At 68.8% G+C, this 17,300-nt stretch carries 18 protein-coding genes; 7 read left to right on the top strand and 11 right to left on the bottom strand.

Annotated elements, in window-relative coordinates; translation table 11 throughout:
* Positions 1-3: 3 nt before the first annotated feature.
* The 5 genes from ACQHIV_RS09500 to ACQHIV_RS09480 are packed head-to-tail and all read left to right on the top strand — an operon-like array spanning position 4 to position 3,392.
* Positions 4-942 carry a carbohydrate ABC transporter permease gene (locus ACQHIV_RS09500; RefSeq protein WP_427893106.1) on the top strand — a complete coding sequence of 313 codons (939 nt, stop codon included), beginning with the start codon at positions 4-6 and terminating at the stop codon, positions 940-942.
* A complete protein-coding gene (locus ACQHIV_RS09495; protein WP_427893105.1) occupies positions 932-1,756 on the top strand; it encodes a carbohydrate ABC transporter permease in 825 nt (274 codons plus the stop codon). The genes ACQHIV_RS09500 and ACQHIV_RS09495 overlap by 11 nt, the downstream gene beginning before the upstream one ends.
* Entirely contained in the window at positions 1,756-2,538 is a 783-nt protein-coding gene (locus ACQHIV_RS09490) for a sugar phosphate isomerase/epimerase family protein (RefSeq protein ID WP_427893104.1), read from the top strand. The genes ACQHIV_RS09495 and ACQHIV_RS09490 overlap by 1 nt, the downstream gene beginning before the upstream one ends.
* A gap of 43 nt (positions 2,539-2,581) precedes the next feature.
* On the top strand, positions 2,582-3,025 hold the full coding sequence (locus ACQHIV_RS09485) for a carboxymuconolactone decarboxylase family protein (protein ID WP_427893103.1): 444 nt from the start codon (positions 2,582-2,584) through the stop codon (positions 3,023-3,025).
* Positions 3,026-3,041: 16 nt separating this feature from the next.
* Positions 3,042-3,392: a YciI family protein gene (locus tag ACQHIV_RS09480; RefSeq protein ID WP_427893102.1), complete on the top strand. Its 351-nt coding sequence runs from the start codon at positions 3,042-3,044 to the stop codon at positions 3,390-3,392.
* A gap of 504 nt (positions 3,393-3,896) precedes the next feature.
* Here the strand turns inward: ACQHIV_RS09480 and ACQHIV_RS09475 are convergent.
* The 5 genes from ACQHIV_RS09475 to ACQHIV_RS09455 form a co-directional block, all read right to left on the bottom strand.
* Positions 3,897-4,751 (bottom strand): carbohydrate ABC transporter permease, encoded by an 855-nt coding sequence (locus ACQHIV_RS09475; protein WP_427893101.1) that lies wholly within the window; start codon positions 4,749-4,751, stop codon positions 3,897-3,899.
* Positions 4,748-5,620, bottom strand: a complete 873-nt coding sequence (locus ACQHIV_RS09470; RefSeq protein WP_427893100.1) for a carbohydrate ABC transporter permease — start codon at positions 5,618-5,620, stop codon at positions 4,748-4,750. The genes ACQHIV_RS09475 and ACQHIV_RS09470 overlap by 4 nt, the downstream gene beginning before the upstream one ends.
* A gap of 14 nt (positions 5,621-5,634) precedes the next feature.
* Positions 5,635-6,927 (bottom strand): extracellular solute-binding protein, encoded by a 1,293-nt coding sequence (locus ACQHIV_RS09465; protein ID WP_427893099.1) that lies wholly within the window; start codon positions 6,925-6,927, stop codon positions 5,635-5,637.
* 90 nt (positions 6,928-7,017) lie between these two features.
* Positions 7,018-8,067 carry a LacI family DNA-binding transcriptional regulator gene (locus ACQHIV_RS09460; RefSeq protein WP_427893098.1) on the bottom strand — a complete coding sequence of 350 codons (1,050 nt, stop codon included), beginning with the start codon at positions 8,065-8,067 and terminating at the stop codon, positions 7,018-7,020.
* Positions 8,068-8,104: 37 nt separating this feature from the next.
* Positions 8,105-8,812 carry an SDR family NAD(P)-dependent oxidoreductase gene (locus ACQHIV_RS09455; RefSeq protein ID WP_427893097.1) on the bottom strand — a complete coding sequence of 236 codons (708 nt, stop codon included), beginning with the start codon at positions 8,810-8,812 and terminating at the stop codon, positions 8,105-8,107.
* Positions 8,813-8,866: 54 nt separating this feature from the next.
* Here ACQHIV_RS09455 and ACQHIV_RS09450 point away from each other — a divergent pair, with 54 nt between their 5' ends.
* Together ACQHIV_RS09450 and ACQHIV_RS09445 are read left to right on the top strand one after the other, a co-directional pair.
* Positions 8,867-9,403, top strand: coding sequence for a MarR family winged helix-turn-helix transcriptional regulator (locus ACQHIV_RS09450; RefSeq protein WP_427893096.1), 537 nt, complete (start codon positions 8,867-8,869; stop codon positions 9,401-9,403).
* Positions 9,404-9,485: 82 nt separating this feature from the next.
* Complete coding sequence (locus tag ACQHIV_RS09445) at positions 9,486-11,771, top strand: ATP-binding cassette domain-containing protein (protein ID WP_427893095.1); 2,286 nt, start codon at positions 9,486-9,488, stop codon at positions 11,769-11,771.
* Here the strand turns inward: ACQHIV_RS09445 and ACQHIV_RS09440 are convergent.
* The 6 genes from ACQHIV_RS09440 to ACQHIV_RS09415 form a co-directional block, all read right to left on the bottom strand.
* Complete coding sequence (locus ACQHIV_RS09440; RefSeq protein ID WP_427893094.1) at positions 11,736-12,731, bottom strand: winged helix DNA-binding domain-containing protein; 996 nt, start codon at positions 12,729-12,731, stop codon at positions 11,736-11,738. The two genes, ACQHIV_RS09445 and ACQHIV_RS09440, sit on opposite strands and share 36 nt — an antisense overlap.
* Positions 12,732-12,816: 85 nt before the next feature.
* Complete coding sequence (locus ACQHIV_RS09435) at positions 12,817-13,602, bottom strand: SGNH/GDSL hydrolase family protein (RefSeq protein ID WP_427893093.1); 786 nt, start codon at positions 13,600-13,602, stop codon at positions 12,817-12,819.
* 118 nt (positions 13,603-13,720) lie between these two features.
* Complete coding sequence (locus ACQHIV_RS09430; protein ID WP_427893092.1) at positions 13,721-14,758, bottom strand: mandelate racemase/muconate lactonizing enzyme family protein; 1,038 nt, start codon at positions 14,756-14,758, stop codon at positions 13,721-13,723.
* Positions 14,755-15,522, bottom strand: coding sequence for an energy-coupling factor ABC transporter ATP-binding protein (locus ACQHIV_RS09425; protein WP_427893091.1), 768 nt, complete (start codon positions 15,520-15,522; stop codon positions 14,755-14,757). The genes ACQHIV_RS09430 and ACQHIV_RS09425 overlap by 4 nt, the downstream gene beginning before the upstream one ends.
* Positions 15,519-16,277: a cobalt ECF transporter T component CbiQ gene (gene cbiQ, locus ACQHIV_RS09420; protein WP_427893090.1), complete on the bottom strand. Its 759-nt coding sequence runs from the start codon at positions 16,275-16,277 to the stop codon at positions 15,519-15,521. The genes ACQHIV_RS09425 and cbiQ overlap by 4 nt, the downstream gene beginning before the upstream one ends.
* Complete coding sequence (locus ACQHIV_RS09415) at positions 16,274-17,293, bottom strand: energy-coupling factor ABC transporter permease (protein ID WP_427893089.1); 1,020 nt, start codon at positions 17,291-17,293, stop codon at positions 16,274-16,276. The genes cbiQ and ACQHIV_RS09415 overlap by 4 nt, the downstream gene beginning before the upstream one ends.
* Positions 17,294-17,300: the final 7 nt, after the last annotated feature.

Raw genomic sequence — 17,300 nt, 5'->3', positions numbered from 1 at the left:
CGGATGGCCGTCGACACCGCACCCGTCACCACCGCACAGGCGCCTCCGAAGCTCCGGCCGACGCCCCGCTGGCGCAGCCGTGAGGCGCTGACCGCCTGGCTCTTCATCCTGCCCAGCCTGATCGGCTTCCTGATCTTCACCGCCGGACCGGTGCTCGCCGCCGGCGTGATCTCGCTGCTGAACTGGAACCTGTTCAGCGCGCCGACCTGGGCCGGCCTGCACAACTTCGCCCGGCTCGGCCCGGACCCGACGTTCTGGGCGGCGCTCGGCAACACGGCGTACTTCACGCTGGTCAGCGTCCCGCTGACGATCCTGGTCAGCCTCGCGCTGGCGCTGCTGCTGAACCAGGGCCTGAAACGGATCGCGGTCTTCCGCAGCCTGCTGCTGTTGCCGTACGCAACGATCACGGTCGCGGTGGCGTTCGTCTGGATCTGGCTCTACATCCCGCACGACGGCCTGGTGAACGCCGTGCTCGGATGGTTCGGGATCGACGGGCCGTCCTGGCTGATCTCGGACACCTGGGCGATGCCGGCGCTGATCCTGATGAGCGTGTGGAAGAGCTTCGGGTTCGGCATGGTGGTGTTCCTGGCCGGCCTGCAGGCGATCCCGCAGCAGCTCTACGAGGCCGGCCGCGTGGACGGTACGTCGCCGTGGAACAGCTTCCGGCACATCACGCTGCCGATGCTCTCCCCCGCACTGTTCTTCGTCATCGTGACGTCGGTGATCGGTTCGTTCCAGGTCTTCGACCAGGCGCTGATCATGACGAACGGCGGACCGGGCACCCGCACCACCACGCTGGTCATGTACATCTACCGAACCGGCTTCGAGAACTACGACCAGGGGTACGCCGCCGCGCAGTCGCTGGTCCTGTTCGCGTTCATCGTGGTCATCACCGCAGGTCAGTTCCTGTTCCAGCGGAGGCTGGTGCACTATGACAACTGAAATCCGTCAGAAGCTCGTTGTCTTCACGTGCTTCCTGGTCACCGCGGTCACGCTGGTCCCGGTCGTGATGATGGTGCTGGTCGCGTTCCAGTCCGACGCCGAGTCGATGGCCGCGAAGCCGTCGTTCTGGCCGAGCAGCTGGCACCCGGAGAACCTGACCCGCGCGTTCGACCTGGTCCCGCTCGGCAAGTACCTGCTGAACACGATCTACTTCGCCGCCGGTACGACGATCCTCGAGACCGTGACCGCGGCGCTAGCGGCGTACGCGTTCGCCCGGTTGAACTTCCCCGGCCGGAGCTGGCTGTTCGGGATCTACCTGGCCACGCTGATGATCCCGTCGCAGGTGACGCTGATCCCGCAGTTCGTGCTGGTCGCGAAGCTGCACGGGATCGACAGCTGGCCGGGCATGATCCTGCCGCACGCGTTCACCGCGATCGGGGTCTTCCTGCTCCGGCAGTTCTTCCTCGGCATCCCGCGCGACTACGAGGAGGCCGCGCGGCTGGACGGCGCGAACCGCTGGCAGGCGTTCGTCCGGGTGATCGTGCCGCTCGCCGTACCGGCGATCGCGACGCTCGCGGTCTTCAAGTTCATCGGGCAGTGGAACAACCTGCTCTGGCCGTTGGTGATCTCGAACAGCGACGCCACCCGCACCGCGTCTGTCGGTCTGCAGGTGTTCCAGGACACCAACGGTACGCAGTGGAACCTGCTGCTGATGGCCGCGACCGTCACCACGATCCCGTTGATCGTCCTGTTCTTCCTCACGCAACGCTGGTTCGTCCGAGGTATCACGATGAGTGGGCTGGGAGGCCGTTGATGTCCTATCTGTGGTCCGTCTTCACCAAACCGTGGGCGGGGCTGCCCGGGGCCGAGCTCGGGCGGCTGGTCGCCGGTCTCGGGTTCGGCGGTGCCGAGGTGCCGGTGCGCGACACGGCGTACGTCACGCCGTCGGCCGCGGAGGCGGAGCTGCCCAAGTTCGCGGCGCAGTTGCGGGCCGAGGGCATCGAACCGATCAGCGTCGCGAGCGACCTGTCCGAGCCGGTGTTCGCCGCCTGCGCGGAGGCCGGCGTACCGATGATCAGGATCATGGCCGAGCTCGGTGCCGACGGGTACGCGGCTTCGGTACGGCGGAATCGTGAGGTGCTCGAGCAGGCCGTCGTACTCACGGAACGGTACGACGTACAGGTCGGCGTACAGCCGTATCACGGGCGGTACGTCTCGTCGACGCTCGGCGTACTCCAGCTGCTGGACGGGTTGCCGGAACGGTTCAAGCTGGTGTGGGACGCGGCGCACGACGCCTTGGCCGGCGATCGTCCCGCGGTCACGTTGGAGCTCGGCGCGGACCGGCTCGGCATCGTCAATCTGAAGAACGTGCACTACGTCCGCGCCGGCAACGGCTGGAAGACGGACTTCGTCGAGGCCGAGGACGGACTGTCCGACTGGCCGGCCGTCTTCGCGGCGCTGCAGCAGCTCGGGTACGCCGGACCGATCTGCCTGACCGGGCAGTACTCCGACCCCGCCGTACCGGTGCAGGACCGGCTCGCAAAAGATCTCCGATTCGCTGTCACATCCGCCGCGCAGCATCCGTCAAGGGGGTGAAAGCAACCAAGACCTGATGGAGACAACCACGATGCAAGCACGGATGACCAACCCCGCCATGATCCTGCCGGACGCCACCAAGGGCATCCAGAACATCTACAAGGCGATCGGTGCGTCCGGCACCGACGGCAAGGTGCTGGAGCTCGTGCACCTGCGGGCCAGCCAGATCAACGGCTGCTCCCCCTGCGTGTTCGGCGGGATCAAGTCGGCGCTGAAGAACGGCGAGACCGACGAGCGGCTGCACCAGGTGGCCGCGTGGCGGGACTCCGACCTCTTCACCGACGGCGAGCGGGCCGCGCTCGAGATGGCCGAGGCGGCGACCCGGCTGGCGGACAACCCGACCGCGGTCACCGACGAGATCTGGAACGCGGCGGCCGACCACTACGACGAGAAGGAACTGTCGGCGATCGTGCTGATGATCGCGCTGACGAACATGTTCAACCGCCTCAACACGACGGTGCGCCAGCCTGCCGGTGCGACCTGGTAGTCGCTACCGTGAGGCAATGAAGTACATGCTGCTGATCTACGGGAACGAAGAGACCTGGGATGCCCTGCACGCGCAGGGCATCGACGGGGTGATGGACAAGCACCGCGTGCTGTCCGAGGAGCTGACCGCCAATGGCGAGTTCGTCGCCGGGGTCGGCCTCACCACGAAGAACGCCCGGGTCGTCCGCGTGCAGGACGGAGTACCGGCCGTCACCGACGGTCCGTTCACCGAGGCCAAGGAAGTGCTGGCCGGGTACTACGTGGTGGACTGCGCGAGCCTGGAACGGGCGGCCGAGATCGCGGCGCGGCTGCCCGAGGCGCCGTACTCCCCGATCGAGATCCGTGAATTCACCGATCCCGTGGACTGATGACTGTCCAGGAACTTGCCGGCCTCAGCTGGGCGTTGGACACCTGAGACCGGCGAGTCACTGACTCAGTTCGCCGACGCGAGGATGACCCCACCTGAAGCGGGCTGATCTCCCATGCCCCGGCCACCTTGGACGTACACCGTGCTGCCAGGCGCCGGTGGCTCCGCACCGGACCCGAGTCGGAGCGTGGTCGTCATACCGTTGCTCAATCTGAGCACGGCCACGCGTCGCGGCTGCACCGACGGGATCGACGAGCTCACCTCGTGGATGCCGGTACACACCGCCGGTTGGATCGCAGCCCGTCCGAGACCTGCGTTGCCGTGACTCCTCACATCACGGCACTGCCCGGCGAGCCTACTCATCGCTGACACACTTCCCCCTTCTCATCGTTACTGCCCCCGAGTGGCGGTAGCCGTCAACAATTGCTGAGAGTGACGATGTTTTCAAGGGATGGTGACCGGAATCCCGCTTTCCGGAATCCCGGTCTCAGGAAATCTCAGGTAACTACTGACCACCGAAGCCGGTGGTCGCGATCCCCTTGATGATCTGGCGCTGGAAGAACAGGAACACCACGACCAGCGGCAGCGCGGCCAGGATCGCCGACGCCATGTTCTGCGCGTACTGCAGGCCGTACGCGCTCTTCACCGTCTGCAGGCCGACCGGCAGCGTCATCAGGTGCGCGTCGGTGGTCACGATGAACGGCCAGAGGAAGTTGTTCCAGGCGCCGATGAACACGAAGATCGCCACCGCCGCCAGGATCGGCCGCGACAGCGGCAGCACGATCGACCAGAACACCCGCAGCCGGCTCGCGCCGTCGACCCGCGCGGCTTCCTCCAGCTCGGTCGGGATCTGGTCGAAGAAGCGTTTGAGGATCAGCACCATCGCGGGCGCGAACGCCTGCGGCAGGATGATGCCCCAGTAGGTGTCGACCAGGTTGAACGCGAGCATCTGCCGGAACAGCGGGACGATCAGCAGCTGCGGCGGGATGATGATCGCCGCGATGATCGCGGCGTACAGCCAGCGTTTGCCCTTGAAGTTCACCCGCGAGAACGCGTACCCGGCGAGTGCCGAGGTCGCGACCGTGATCAGCGTGATCGCCACCGAGGTGATGAGGCTGTTCCACGCCCACGCGGGGATGTCGCCGGCGGACAGGACCTTGCGGTACGCCGCGAAGCTGAAGCCGTCGGGCGGATTCAGGCTGAGCGTCGACGCACCGGCATCGGCCTCGCTCTTCAACGAGGTCAGCACCGACCACGCGAACGGGACCAGCCAGGTGACGGCGAGGACCGCGAGGATCAGGAGCGCGACGATTCTGGACACGCTCCACGGGTTCTCGCCCGGCTTGTGCGTTTGTTTCATGCGGCGCTCCTGCGGTTGATCAGCTTGTACTGCGCCAGCGACACCAGGACGATGAGCGCGAAGAACAGGTACGAGATGGCCGACGAGTAGCCGAACCGGTAACCGGTGAAGCCGGACTCGTAGATGTACTCGACGATCGAGCGCGTCTTCCCGGCCGGGCCGCCGTTGGTCAGCATGTAGATCTGGTCGAACACCTTCAGCGACGCGAGCAGCTGCAGCGTCACCAGCAGCGCGGTGGTCGGCGTCAGCTGCGGGATCACGATCGAGAACAGCTGCCGCCACTTGCCGGCGCCGTCCAGGGCGGCCGCCTCGAACTGCTGCTCGGGGATGTTCTGCAACGCCGCGAGGTAGAGCAGGAAGTTGAAGCCGATCGTCCACCACAGCGTGGTGATCACGACCGAGATCATCGCGACCTTCGGATCCTGCAGCCAGGCCACCGGCGCGACCCCGAACTTCGCCAGTACGCCGTTGATCAGCCCGAGCGTCGGGTTGTACATCCAGCTCCAGAACATCACCACGACCGTGGACGCCAGCAGGTACGGCATGAAGAACGACAGCCGCCACAGCCAGCGGCCGGGCAGGCCGAGGTTCACCAGCAGCGCCAGGGCGAGCGACAGCACCACGAGCGGGATCGTGCTGAGCACCGTGAACCACACGGTGTTGCCGAGCGACTTCCACATGTCCGGGTCGGTCAGCGCCTCGCTGTAGTTCGCGAATCCGATCAATCCGCTGCCGGCGCCGGTCAGCGTCTCGCCGGTGAAGCTCAGGTACAGGCCGTACACCGCGGGGACCACCAGGAACAGCACGAACAGTACGGCGAACGGCGCCGCGAACGCCCAGCCGGTGAGCGTCTCATCACGCTTTCTCATCCGAGTCTCTCCTCTCACACCGGCTGCGGACGGTTGAGCAGCTTGTTCAGCCGGGCGACGAAAGCGTCGAAGCCGGCTGCTGGATCACCACTGCCGAGGAACACGTTCTGGACGTTCTCGGCGAAGTAGTTCTGGAAGTCGCTGCCCGCGCCGCTGAACCAGACCTCCGGGTCGTAGTTCACGTACGCCGGGATGCCCGCGTAGTTCGACTGCGGCTTCAGCGCCTGGTACTCCGCGCCCTTGGCCACCGGCTGGTACGCCGGGATGTGGCCGCCGCCGGCCCACTTCACCGAGCGCTTCAGGATCTCCGCCACCATCGTGTACACGTGCTTGCGGCGCTCCGGCGACACCTTCGACTGCCGCGGCAGCACGAACGTGTGCGAGTCGGCGTACGCCGCCTGGGTGCCGAACAGCGTCGGGATCGGCAGCGCGTCGACCGGCATCTTCGCTTCCTTCAGCACCGGGAGTTCCCACACGCCGCCGAGGAACATGCCGCTCTCGCCGTGCAGGAACTCGCTGGTCGCCGTACCGCCGTCGCCGCTGCGGGAGGCGATCTTGTCGTTCAGCAGCGAGCGGATGAACGTCAGCGCCTTGACCGCGGCATCCTTGTCGACCTGCGCCTGCTGACCCGGGACGAGCTTCATGTCCGCACCGGTCTGCCGGTACAGCGTGTAGAACAGCCGCCACATCTGCGAGCCGTCGCCGAGGTATCCGTACGACAGGCCGTGCTTCTTCGTGACCTGCTGCAGCTTGGTCGCGACCTCGGTGAACTCCTCGGGGCTCTTCATCGAGTGCAGCGCGTCGGTGACGCCGGCCTTCTCGGCGTGCTCGGTGTTGTAGTAGAGCACGAACGGGTGCGTGTCGAGCGCGATCGCGTAGAGCTTGCCGTCGTAATGGCACTTCTCCCAGACGCGAGCCGGGAAGTCGCTCTCGTGCAGCCCGACCTCGGCGAGCAGGTCGACGTCCCAGGGCTCGAGCAGTCCGCCCGGCGCGTACCCGGCGAGCCGGGACGCGTGCATGATCGCGACGTCCGGAGCCCGCCCGCCGGCCGAGGCCATCGCGAGCTTGGTGTAGTACGGCGGACCCCAGGCCAGCACGGTCTGGGTGGTGTGAAAGCCGAGGTTCGCGGCGTTGACGGCGTCCACCAGGCCGGCCATCACGATCCCGTCACCACCGGTCATCAGGTGCCAGTAGCTCAGGTCGGTCGCCGAGCGCGACGCACCGGGCGCGCAGCCGACGAGCAACCCGCCACCGGCCAGCGCAGCAGCCGCTTTGAGCAGGCTGCGCCGGGAGAAATCTTCACTCATTCGGTCTCCTTTGGGGGCGGGACCGATCATTACATCGTTGGAATGACGCACACAAGCATCTTCGTGTGTGATTTTGTGTAAACGTATCCGTTAGCGTGCGGTGCTGGCGCGCTCGATCACCCGGTGCGGGATCATCACCCGCCGCGCCGGGGCGTTCCGGTCCGCCATCCGCTCCTCGAGCAGGTCCAGCGCGGCCGCGACGAAGGCCCGCCGGTCGAAGTCGATCGTGGTCAGCGGCGGGATCATGAACTGGCTCTCGAGGATGTTGTCGAACCCGGCGACCAGTGTCTGCCCCGGGATGTCGATCCCCGCGCCCCACAGCGCCGACAGCGTGCCGGAGGCCATCGAGTCGGTGAAGCAGAAGAACGCGTCCGGCAGCTCGTGCTCGGTCAGGTACTTCGCCACCACGGTCGCCGCGCCCTCCGGCCGCCACCGGTCCAGCGGGATCTGCAGCGCCGGATCGATCGGTACGCCGGCCTCCGCGAGCGCCTCGCAGTACCCGGCGGTGCGCAGCCGCGAGGCCGCCGTACCCGGGGACTCGGCCGAGCCGACGAGCACGCCTTCGCCGCTGGAACCACGCGGGATCTCGGGTGTGCCGACGGCAACGATCCGGCGGCAGCCCTGTGCGAGCAGGTGCTTGGTCATGTCGCGCGCGGCGGCGACGTTGTCGATCGCGACCTGGCTGACCACGTCCTGGTCGACGTCACCGATCAGCACGACCGGCGGCAGCGGGCCCGCCGACATCACCGCGCTGTCGTCGAGGTTCACCGGGTTCAGGATCAGCCCGTCGACCAGGTACGCGCGAGCCTTGGACAGCAGCTCGAACTCACGGTTCGGTTCGGCGGCGGTCTGCTCGATCTGCACGCCCAGGCCGCGCTCGTGGGCCAGTTCGACGACCAGATGCACGACCTCCGCGGAGTACGGGCGAAGCAGGTCGGGCAGCGCCAGCGCGATCATGCCGGAGCGGCCGTTGCGCAGGCCGCGGGCGCTCATGTTCGGCACGTAGTCGAGCTCGGTGAGCGCGCTCTCCACCCGCGCGCGGGTCTCCGGGCGGACGAACACGACGCCGTTGATCACGTTCGACACCGTCTTCGGCGACACCCCGGCCAGCTTGGCGACATCTTTGACGGTGGGACGCATGTCGCCCATTGTCACACCTGGCCCACGTTGTCAGCCGTCAACGGGTGACGAAGGCCCCGCCGTTCACGTGCAGCACCTGGCCGGTGAGATGCCGGGCGGCGGGCGAGGCCAGGAAGTGGATCGTCCCGGCGATGTCCTCGACCTGCCCCTCGCGTTTCGTCAAGGTTGCCTGGAGCAACGTCTCCCGGCGTTCGCCGGTCAGCCGGCCCTGGAAGAACTCGGTGTCGGCGGTGAAGCCCGGTGCGACGACGTTCGACGTGACGCCCCGCGGGCCGAGGTCGGCCGCGACGTCGGCGTTCCAGAGCGCGAGCGCGGCCTTCGAGGCGCCGTACGACCCCGGGCCGCGGCCGCCCGCGATCGAGCCCAGGTGGACGACAGCGGTGGTCAGCCGGGGCGCGAGCGCGGTGGTCGTGAGGACCGCGCTGATCAGGTTCGCCTCCAGGTTGGCGAGCCAGTTCGCCTTCAGTTGCGCGAGATCGCCGTCCGGGCGGCCGAAGTCCGTGTTGCCGCCCGCATTGTTGACCAGTACGTCGATCCGCTCGGGCAACTCCCCCAGCAGTCGCTCCATCTGCGCCGGGTCGGTCGCGTCGCACACCACTCCCCTGGCGCCGAGCTCGTCCGCCGTCTTCGCGAGTACGTCGGCCCGCCGCCCGGTGATCACGACGTCGTCCCCGTCCGCGCGGAACCGGGCCGCCGTCCCTCGGCCGATCCCGGTCGCTCCCCCGGTCACCACGATCGTTCGCATCTCGTCCCCTACGTTTAGGTCTAAATGTTTAGCTCTAAACGTAGCATGGTGGCTGTGACCGACAACTACCCGCTCGACGCCCCGAGCCCGTACCCGGCGGCCGAGATCGCCCGGGCGTGGCAGCGTGAGCGGCCCGGGACGCCGACCGACTCGATCGAGATCGTCACACCCCTGTGGCGGCTGGCGAAGCTGTTCGCCGACGACCGCCGCCGGGTGCTCGCGGACGCCGGCGTCGATCCGGCCACGCTCGACCTGCTCAGCGTGCTGCGCCGCGCGGGCACGCCGTACGAGCTGAGTACGCGGGAACTGACCCGGCGGACGCTCGTCACCGCGGGCGCGATCTCGCAGCGGGTCGCGCGTGCGGAGGACAGTGGACTGGTCACGCGGCGGCCGGCCGACGACGGAAGTCGCGCCGTACTCGTCGCGCTCACCCAGGCCGGCCACGACCTGATCGAGCGGACCGTCGACCAGGTCCTCACTCGCGAGTCCGAACTGGTCGCGTCGCTCTCCCCCGGCGGGCGCGCCCAACTGGCCTCGCAGTTGCAGGAACTCCTCGACGCGGTCACCGGGGTGGCCCGCCAACCTTCCTGACGGCGTTGAGGGTTTACCCCAGGCTGGCAGCGCCCCGATTCGGGTAAAGTTCCTACGGTCGCTTCAATGACACCATTGAAGGATGCTTCCTGCTGACAGTCATGACGTCATCCAGGTGCGCGGCGCCCGCGAGAACAATCTCGCCGGCGTCTCGCTCGACATTCCGAAACGCCGGCTCACCGTCTTCACCGGGGTCTCCGGTTCCGGCAAGTCCTCGCTCGTCTTCGACACCGTCGCAGCCGAGTCGCAGCGGCTGATCAACGAGACCTACACCGCTTTCGTGCAGAACTTCATGCCGAGCCTCGGCCGCCCCGACGTGGACGCGCTGCGGAACCTGTCCGCCGCGATCATCGTCGACCAGGAGCGGATCGGCGCGAACGCCCGCTCCACCGTCGGTACGGCGACCGACGCGCACACCATGCTCCGCGTGCTCTTCAGCCGCGCGGGGACGCCGTACGCCGGGCCGCCGTCGGTGTTCAGCTTCAACCGCGCCGAAGGGATGTGCCCGCTGTGCGAGGGCCTCGGCCGGACCACGGAGTTCGATCTCGACGAACTGGTGGACCGCGAGAAGAGCCTCAACCAGGGCCCGATCAAGGCACCTGGCTACGCGGTCGACAGTTGGCCGTGGCAACTGATGGCGCGGTCGGGGCTGTTCGACCCGGACCTCCCGCTGCAGGAGTACCCGGACGAGCTGTGGCAGCAGTTCCTCCACCAGGAGCCGACGAAGATCCGGGTCGGGAAGAGCAACCTGACCTTCGAGGGGCTGATCACCAAGCTCAAACGGCAGTACCTGAGCAAGGACCCGCAGTCGATGCAGAGCCACGCGCGGGCCTTCGCCGAGCGCGCGATCCGGCAGCACACCTGCCCCGAGTGCCACGGCGTACGACTGAACGCGGCGGCCCGGGCGGTGACCGTGGACGGGCGGACGATCGGCGAGTGCTCGGCGATGCAGATCAGCGATCTCGCCGAGTTCGTTGCCGGGGTCAAGCACTCCGGAGTCGGGCCGATGCTCGACGGGTTGCGGCACCTGCTGGAGTCGTTCGTGACGATCGGGCTCGGGTATCTGTCACTGGACCGCGAGTCGTCGACGCTGTCCGGCGGCGAGGCACAACGGGTGAAGCTGGTCCGGCATCTCGGATCGAGCCTGAGCGACGTCACCTACGTGTTCGACGAGCCGACGGTCGGGCTGCATCCGCACGACATCCAGCAGATGAACGACCTGCTGCTGCAGCTACGGGACAAGGGCAACACGGTCCTGGTCGTCGAGCACAAGCCCGAGACGATCCGGATCGCCGACCACATCGTCGACCTCGGCCCGGGCGCGGGTCTCGCGGGCGGACGGCTCTGTTACGCGGGCGATCTCGCCGGGTTGAAGACGTCCGGGACGTTGACCGGCCAGTACCTCGACCACCGGGTGAACGTGCGTGACGACGTACGGCGTCCCACCGGGCAGCTGGTGATCGCGAACGCGACGCTGCACAACCTGCGGGACGTGAGCGTGGACGTCCCACTCGGCGTACTGACCGTGGTGACCGGCGTTGCGGGCTCCGGGAAGAGCTCGCTGATCCACGGCTCGCTGGCCGGCCGGGACGGCGTGATCGTCGCGGGACAGGAGCCCATCCGCGGGTCGAAGCGGAGCAACCCGGCGACGTACACGGGTCTGCTGGACCCGATCCGGGCCGAGTTCGCGAAGGCGAACAAGGTGAAGCCCGGACTGTTCAGCGCGAACTCGGTCGGTGCCTGCCCGACGTGCAAGGGCATCGGGCTGGTCTACACGGATCTCGCGATGATGGCCGAGGTCGCGTCCGTGTGCGAGGACTGCAACGGTGCCCGGTTCACCGCGGAGGTGCTCGAGTACCGGCTGCGTGGCAAGAACATCAGCGAGGTACTGCGGATGACGGTCGCGGAGGCCCGTGAGTTCTTCCCGAAGGGTACGGCGCGGACGATCCTGGACCGGCTCGCGACGGTCGGGCTGGAGTACATCGGGCTCGGGCAACCGCTGACGACGCTGTCCGGCGGTGAACGCCAGCGGCTGAAGCTGGCGATCAACATGGGCCGGACCGGATCGATCTACATCCTCGACGAGCCGACCACCGGACTGCATCTGGCCGACGTCGACAAGCTGCTCGGCATGCTCGACACCCTGGTCGACCAGGGCAACACGGTGATCGTGATCGAGCACCACCAGGCGGTGATGGCGCACGCGGACTGGCTGATCGACATCGGCCCGGGCGCCGGGCACGCGGGCGGCCAGGTCGTCTTCACCGGTACGCCTGCCGATCTCGTGGAGAGCAGCCCCACGGTGACCGCGGAGCACCTCCGCAAGTATGTGTCAGAACCGCGCGAGGTCGGCGAGCTCGTCGGTTAGGTCGGCGGGTTCGTACAGGTCGGTCGAGAGGTCGGCGTGCTTCCACGCGCCGATCGCCCGGCCGGCCCGGATCACCGCCGGGCTGAGCATTCCCCCGCCGGGGAAGATCGCGTTCGGCAGCTCCTGGAAGCGGTTCTGGTACCCGAGCAGATACGCGTCGAACTCGCCGAGCATCCGGACCTCCTGGCAGCCGGGCAGATCCTCGACGGCGGACAGCTCGGTGCCGTCGACATCGAACGTCATGGTCGCGACGGACGTGATCGCGCGGCGGGCCTGCGGTACGGGCAGGCCGGCCCAGGTGGCGAAGTCGCGGGCGGTGGCCGGGCCGTAGGCGGTCAGGTAGCGGAGGGCGACGGCTTCGAGATCGCCTTCCAGGACGAGGGGTTTGCCCAGCCAGTCGGACACCGCGACCCAGGTCTCGCCGGGTCCGTAGCACAGCCGGCCGAGGAGTCCGGCGTACCGGATGAGCGCGTAGACGGCCTGGCCTTTCGGATGCGGGATCAGCCCGGCCTGCACGAGTACGTCGGCCAGCTCGGCGCGGTTGGACGGGCCGCGCCGCAGCAGGTGTTCTTCGAGTACGTCGGCGGCCGCGGCGCGGGTGCGGTCCGGCAGGCCGAGTTCGGCGTACCGGCGTTCGGTGTCCTTGACGAGTTTCGGACCGAGCAGCCCGAGCAGCGGGCCGGCGTCCTCGACCGGGACGAGTTGGAGCGTGCCGCGCATGAACCAGCCGCGGACGACCGAGCGGTCGGTGACCTGCGCGTGCGTCACGTCGGCGAAGGTGGTCGCGGTGGACCGGGCGCGCACGGCGTACGCCGCACCCCGCCAGGTCTGGGCCTGTAGTCCCCCCGTCCGGCGTACGACGTCGGCCACCCCTCCGGGGCCGGCCTCGTTCACCGGACGCGCGAGGCAGTTGGCCTGCATCCTGGCCGCCAGCAACCAGTCGACGGACCTCCGCGCCACCCCTGCATGACACCACGAACTCGGCAGTTCCGCATCTCCGAACGCAACAGGTGCCGCCCGGAGGACGGCACCTGTGCGGGTTCGGTCAGAGCGCGGGCTGGACCAGATCGGCGTACGCCGCCTGGCCGGTCACGTTCGGGTGGTACGACTCGCTGATCGGGTTCGACAGGCCGTTGATCCACTCCGGGTTGCCGCACACCGAGTGCCCGATGAACTTCGAGGTCGGGTTCACGAACGCGAACCCGGCGGCGCTCGCGGCCGCGGCGAGCTTCGAGTTCAGCAGGTCGGCGGTCGCGTTCAGCTTGGTCATCTCGTCCCCGCTGAAGAACGTGCCGGCGTTGCAGTCGGTGCCGTTGAACAGCCGCGGGTACCCGACCACGACGACCTTGGCGGACGACGCGCGGCTCTTGATCGACGCGTACAGGCTGTTCAGCCGGCCGGGCAGGGTGTTGTTGATGATGGACTGGGCGCTCGCGACCGCGCTGTTGCAGTCGCCCAGCCAGGACGGCTTCGCGCACTCGGTGATCACCGAGGAGAACCCGGCGTCGTTGCCGCCGACCTGCACCGAGACGATGTTCGCGGCACTGGTCACGGACGGGAGCTGGTTGGCGGTGACGTCGGCGACCTTCGCGCCGGAGCAGGCCACGAACGTCAGGTTCGCGCCGATCCGGCCGGCGTCGAGGTACGCGTACGCCTTGGTCGAGCGCTGGCACGAGCCGCTCGAGGAGATGTAGGTGCGGGTGCCGACGCCGGAGGCGTAGGAGTCACCCAGCGCGACGTAGTTCGGGGCCGCGGCGTGCGCGACCCCCGGGATCAGCAGGGCGGCGGCGCCGAGGGCCGCGGCGGACAGCAGACTGGCGATGGACTTCATGGGCGGACCACCTTTGGGGGCGAAGTGTGGCGACTGAAGTACTCAACGTCACCTTCTCTGACCCGTGAGTAACACACAAGGGCCTGGTAACAAACTCACCGTGGATTCCCGGTGACGGTCACCAACTAGCCGACAGCCCCGGTGCCGACGGCAAGGGATAACAGCCGTCGACGAGCCGAGCACCTTCGGGCAGCAGCCCGCTCTCCACGTAGATGGTGTTCGGCAACGCCGCGAGCACGTGGATGTGCGGCCCGCCGCCGTGCGACGCGTACGGCACCCCGAACCCGGCCGCCATCAGCCCGATCTCGAAACAGTCCGTCACCCCGCCGGCCCGGCGCAGATCAGGCTGTACGACGCCGGCGCCGCCGCGCGCGATCAGGTCCCGGAACGCGGCCTGCCCGTACCGGTTCTCGCCGGTCGCGATCGGGATGTCCAGCTTCTCCGCCAGCCGCACGTGCCCTTCGGTGTCGCCCGCCGCCAGCGGCTCCTCGTACCAGCGGCAGTCCAGGTCCTCGTACGCCCGCCCGCGCCGCAGCGCCTCGGCGTACCCGAAGGCCTGGTTCGCGTCGACCATCAGCGGCGCGTCCGGCCCGATCACCGCGCGGACCGCCTTGATCCGCCGGACGTCCTCGGTCAGCGGCCCGCCGCCGACCTTCATCTTCACGCCCCGGAAGCCCTGCTCCATGGCCCGCGCCGACACCCGCTCGAGCCCCGCGACATCCAGCTCGAGCCAGCCCACCATCGCGTACGCCGGAATCGCCGTCCGCCGTGCCCCGAGCAACTTCCACACCGGCACCCCGAGCGACTTCCCGAGCAGGTCCCACAACGCCTGGTCGATGGCCGACATCCCGTACGCCGACAACCCCGCCGACCCCTGGTAGTCCGTCAGCTCCCGCAACCGCTCGCGGATCCCCCGGATCACCGTCGGGTCCTCCCCCACGATCACCGGCGCCAACTGCTCCCGGACGATCTTCGCCAGCACCGCCGGCGACGACTCGACCCGCCCGAAGTACGTCGTACTCTCCCCCGTCACGCCCTCGTCGGTCTCGATCCGCACCCGCGTGACCCCGTCCCGGTCGAGCAACTGGATCGCGTCCCGGACCGGATGCGCCTTCGGCTCGGAGGTGACGTCTACGTGGACTGCGGTGATCTTCACGGGCGCTCCGGTCCTGCGACGGACAGTGGATCGAAACCGTACGGCAGTTCGAGCCGGTTCGCAGCCATCAGGTCCGGATCGCCGAGGAGGTCGCGGGTCGGGCCGTCGGCGACGATGCGGCCGTTGTTCATCAGCAGGCTGCGTTCGCAGAGCTGGAGGGCGTACGGGAGGTCGTGGGTGATCATCAGCAGCGTCACGTCCAGGCCGGCGAGGATGTCGGCGAGTTCGCGGCGGGCGGCCGGGTCCAGGTTGCTGGAGGGCTCGTCGAGGACCAGGACCTCGGGGCGCATCGCGAGGACCGTGGCGACGGCGACCCGGCGGCGCTGGCCGAAGGACAGGTGGTGGGGCGCGACGTCGGCGTGGGCCTGCATGCCCACCTGGACGAGGGCCTCGTGGACGCGGGCGTCCAGTTCGGCGCCGCGGAGGCCGAGGTTCGCGGGGCCGAAGGCGACGTCGTCGCTGACGGTCGGCATGAAGAGCTGGTCGTCAGGGTCCTGGAAGACCAGGCCGACCTTGCGACGGATCGCGGTCAGGTGGTCGCGGTGTACGGCGGTGCCGCCGATCTGGATCCGGCCGCTGCCGGTGCCGCCGGCGACCGAGCCGAGGATGCCGTTCAGGTGCAGGACCAGCGTGGTCTTGCCGGCGCCGTTCGGACCGAGGAGTGCGACCCGTTGGCCGCGCCGCACGGTGAAGTCGACGCCGTACAGCGCCTGCCGGCCGTCCGGGTACGCGAACACCAGCCGTTCGACCTGAATCGCGTTCACCAGGCCACGACCCTGGCCGTGACCGCGATGGCCACCGCGAGCAGGGAGATCGTCAGCCCCTCGGCCCACTGCGCGCTCGACGCGCCCTGGGCGCTGAGCAGCGGCATCCGGCCGGTGTACCCGCGCGACCGCATCGCCAGGTGCACGCGTTCGCCGCGCTCGAAGCTGCGGACGAACAGCGCGCCCACTCCCCCGGCCACCGCCTTCAGGTGACCGACCCGGCCGCCGGTGTACCCGCGGGACTCGCGAGCGACCCGCATCCGGTGCAGGTCGTCCGAGACCACGCTCAGGTACCGGACCATGAACGACAGGATCGCCACCAGCGTCGCCGGGAGCCGCAGCCGTTCGAGCCCGGCGAGCAGGTCCCGTGGCGCGGTCGTCGCCGACAGCAGGATCGCCGCGACGACGCCGAGCGTGCCCTTCGCCAGCACGTTCCACGCGCCGAGTACGCCGGACGCCGACAGGTGCAGGCCGAGTACGTCGATCTGCGGGCCGGTGGCAACGAACGGCAGCAGCAGCGCGAACACGATGAACGGCGTCTCCACCGTGAGCCGACGCAGTACGACGGTCGCGGGCAGTTTCGCCGCGACCAGCGCGCCGACCAGCAACGCGGCATACACCCCGAAGGCCCAGAAGATCGCGGCCGGGGTGGAGACCACGGCGAGCACGAACACGAACAGCGCGACCAGCTTCACCTGCGCCGGCACGCGGTGCACCGGGCTGTCGACCGAGACGAGGAGGCCGTCCCCACTCACGATGCTTTGCCGGCCCTCAGCGAGGCGAGCTTGGCGATCGCGAGACCGACCACGATCGTCACCAGTACGCCGATGATCCCGGCCAGCGCACCGGACACCTGCGCGTTGCCGATGCCGTGGACGCCGTAGTCGGCCAGCGGGCTGCTCGCCACCGCGGAGTCCTTCGCGGCGCTGTCGAACCCGAGCTTCGCGCCGACGAACTCCAGCCCGTCCGGATGCGCGCTCGCGAACAGGCTCAGCCCGCCCGCGACCAGCAGCGTGACAGCGATCCCGACTCCCAGCGAACGACCGGCCGGCTTCACGGCCACCGAGCGGTCCGGCGACACGGTCGAACTGTTGCCGTCGGCATCGACCAGGACCAGGTCCGGCCGCAGGTGCCGCGCGGCGTACACCAGGTCCGGCCGGGTCGCGACCACCGCGCTCAGGACGGCGGCCGTGATGACCGCCTCGCCGATGCCGACCAGGACGTGCCAGCCGACCATCGCGGTCGCGAGCCGGCCGACCGGGATGTCGACCGCACCGCCGATCGTGTACAGCCCGGTGAATGCCAGCGCCGCGACCGGGACCGACACCAGCGCGCCGACAGTGGTCGCCGGTACGACGCTGCCGACGCGCCGCGGCAGGACCTTCAGCAGCGCGCGGGTCACGACATACCCGACGAGAACCGTGATCAGGCCCATCAGCGTGATGTTCGTCCCCAGCGCGGTCAGCCCGCCGTCCGCGAACAGCAGGCCCTGGACGAGCAGGACCGTGGACATCACCAGTACGGCGGTCCACGGCCCGACCAGCGCCGCCGCCAGCGCACCGCCGAGCAGGTGACCGCTGGTGCCGGCGCCGACCGGGAAGTTCACCATCTGCACCGCGAACACGAACGCCGCCGTCAGCCCGGCCAGCGCCGGACCGGTCTCGCGGAGCTCGCGGCTCGCCCGTTGCAGGCTGACGCCGACCGCCCCAGCCGCGATCAGGCCGGTGGCGACGGACGTGGGGGCGTCGAAGAACCCGTCAGGAACATGCACGCCGTTA

Origin of the sequence: Kribbella polygonati (assembly GCF_050320105.1) — a bacterium.
Lineage (GTDB): Bacteria > Actinomycetota > Actinomycetes > Propionibacteriales > Kribbellaceae > Kribbella.
This window is presented reverse-complemented; position numbering and strand designations above follow the sequence as displayed.

Excerpts from the sequence above, each read along its gene's own strand:
- ACQHIV_RS09500 (WP_427893106.1), top strand. The coding sequence starts at position 4 with ATGGCCGTCGACACCGCACCCGTCACCACCGCACAGGCGCCTCCGAAG.
- ACQHIV_RS09495 (WP_427893105.1), top strand. The coding sequence starts at position 932 with ATGACAACTGAAATCCGTCAGAAGCTCGTTGTCTTCACGTGCTTCCTG.
- ACQHIV_RS09490 (WP_427893104.1), top strand. The coding sequence starts at position 1,756 with ATGTCCTATCTGTGGTCCGTCTTCACCAAACCGTGGGCGGGGCTGCCC.
- ACQHIV_RS09485 (WP_427893103.1), top strand. The coding sequence starts at position 2,582 with ATGACCAACCCCGCCATGATCCTGCCGGACGCCACCAAGGGCATCCAG.
- ACQHIV_RS09480 (WP_427893102.1), top strand. The coding sequence starts at position 3,042 with ATGAAGTACATGCTGCTGATCTACGGGAACGAAGAGACCTGGGATGCC.
- ACQHIV_RS09475 (WP_427893101.1), bottom strand. The coding sequence starts at position 4,751 with ATGAAACAAACGCACAAGCCGGGCGAGAACCCGTGGAGCGTGTCCAGA.
- ACQHIV_RS09470 (WP_427893100.1), bottom strand. The coding sequence starts at position 5,620 with ATGAGAAAGCGTGATGAGACGCTCACCGGCTGGGCGTTCGCGGCGCCG.
- ACQHIV_RS09465 (WP_427893099.1), bottom strand. The coding sequence starts at position 6,927 with ATGAGTGAAGATTTCTCCCGGCGCAGCCTGCTCAAAGCGGCTGCTGCG.
- ACQHIV_RS09460 (WP_427893098.1), bottom strand. The coding sequence starts at position 8,067 with ATGCGTCCCACCGTCAAAGATGTCGCCAAGCTGGCCGGGGTGTCGCCG.
- ACQHIV_RS09455 (WP_427893097.1), bottom strand. The coding sequence starts at position 8,812 with ATGCGAACGATCGTGGTGACCGGGGGAGCGACCGGGATCGGCCGAGGG.
- ACQHIV_RS09445 (WP_427893095.1), top strand. The coding sequence starts at position 9,486 with ATGCTTCCTGCTGACAGTCATGACGTCATCCAGGTGCGCGGCGCCCGC.
- ACQHIV_RS09435 (WP_427893093.1), bottom strand. The coding sequence starts at position 13,602 with ATGAAGTCCATCGCCAGTCTGCTGTCCGCCGCGGCCCTCGGCGCCGCC.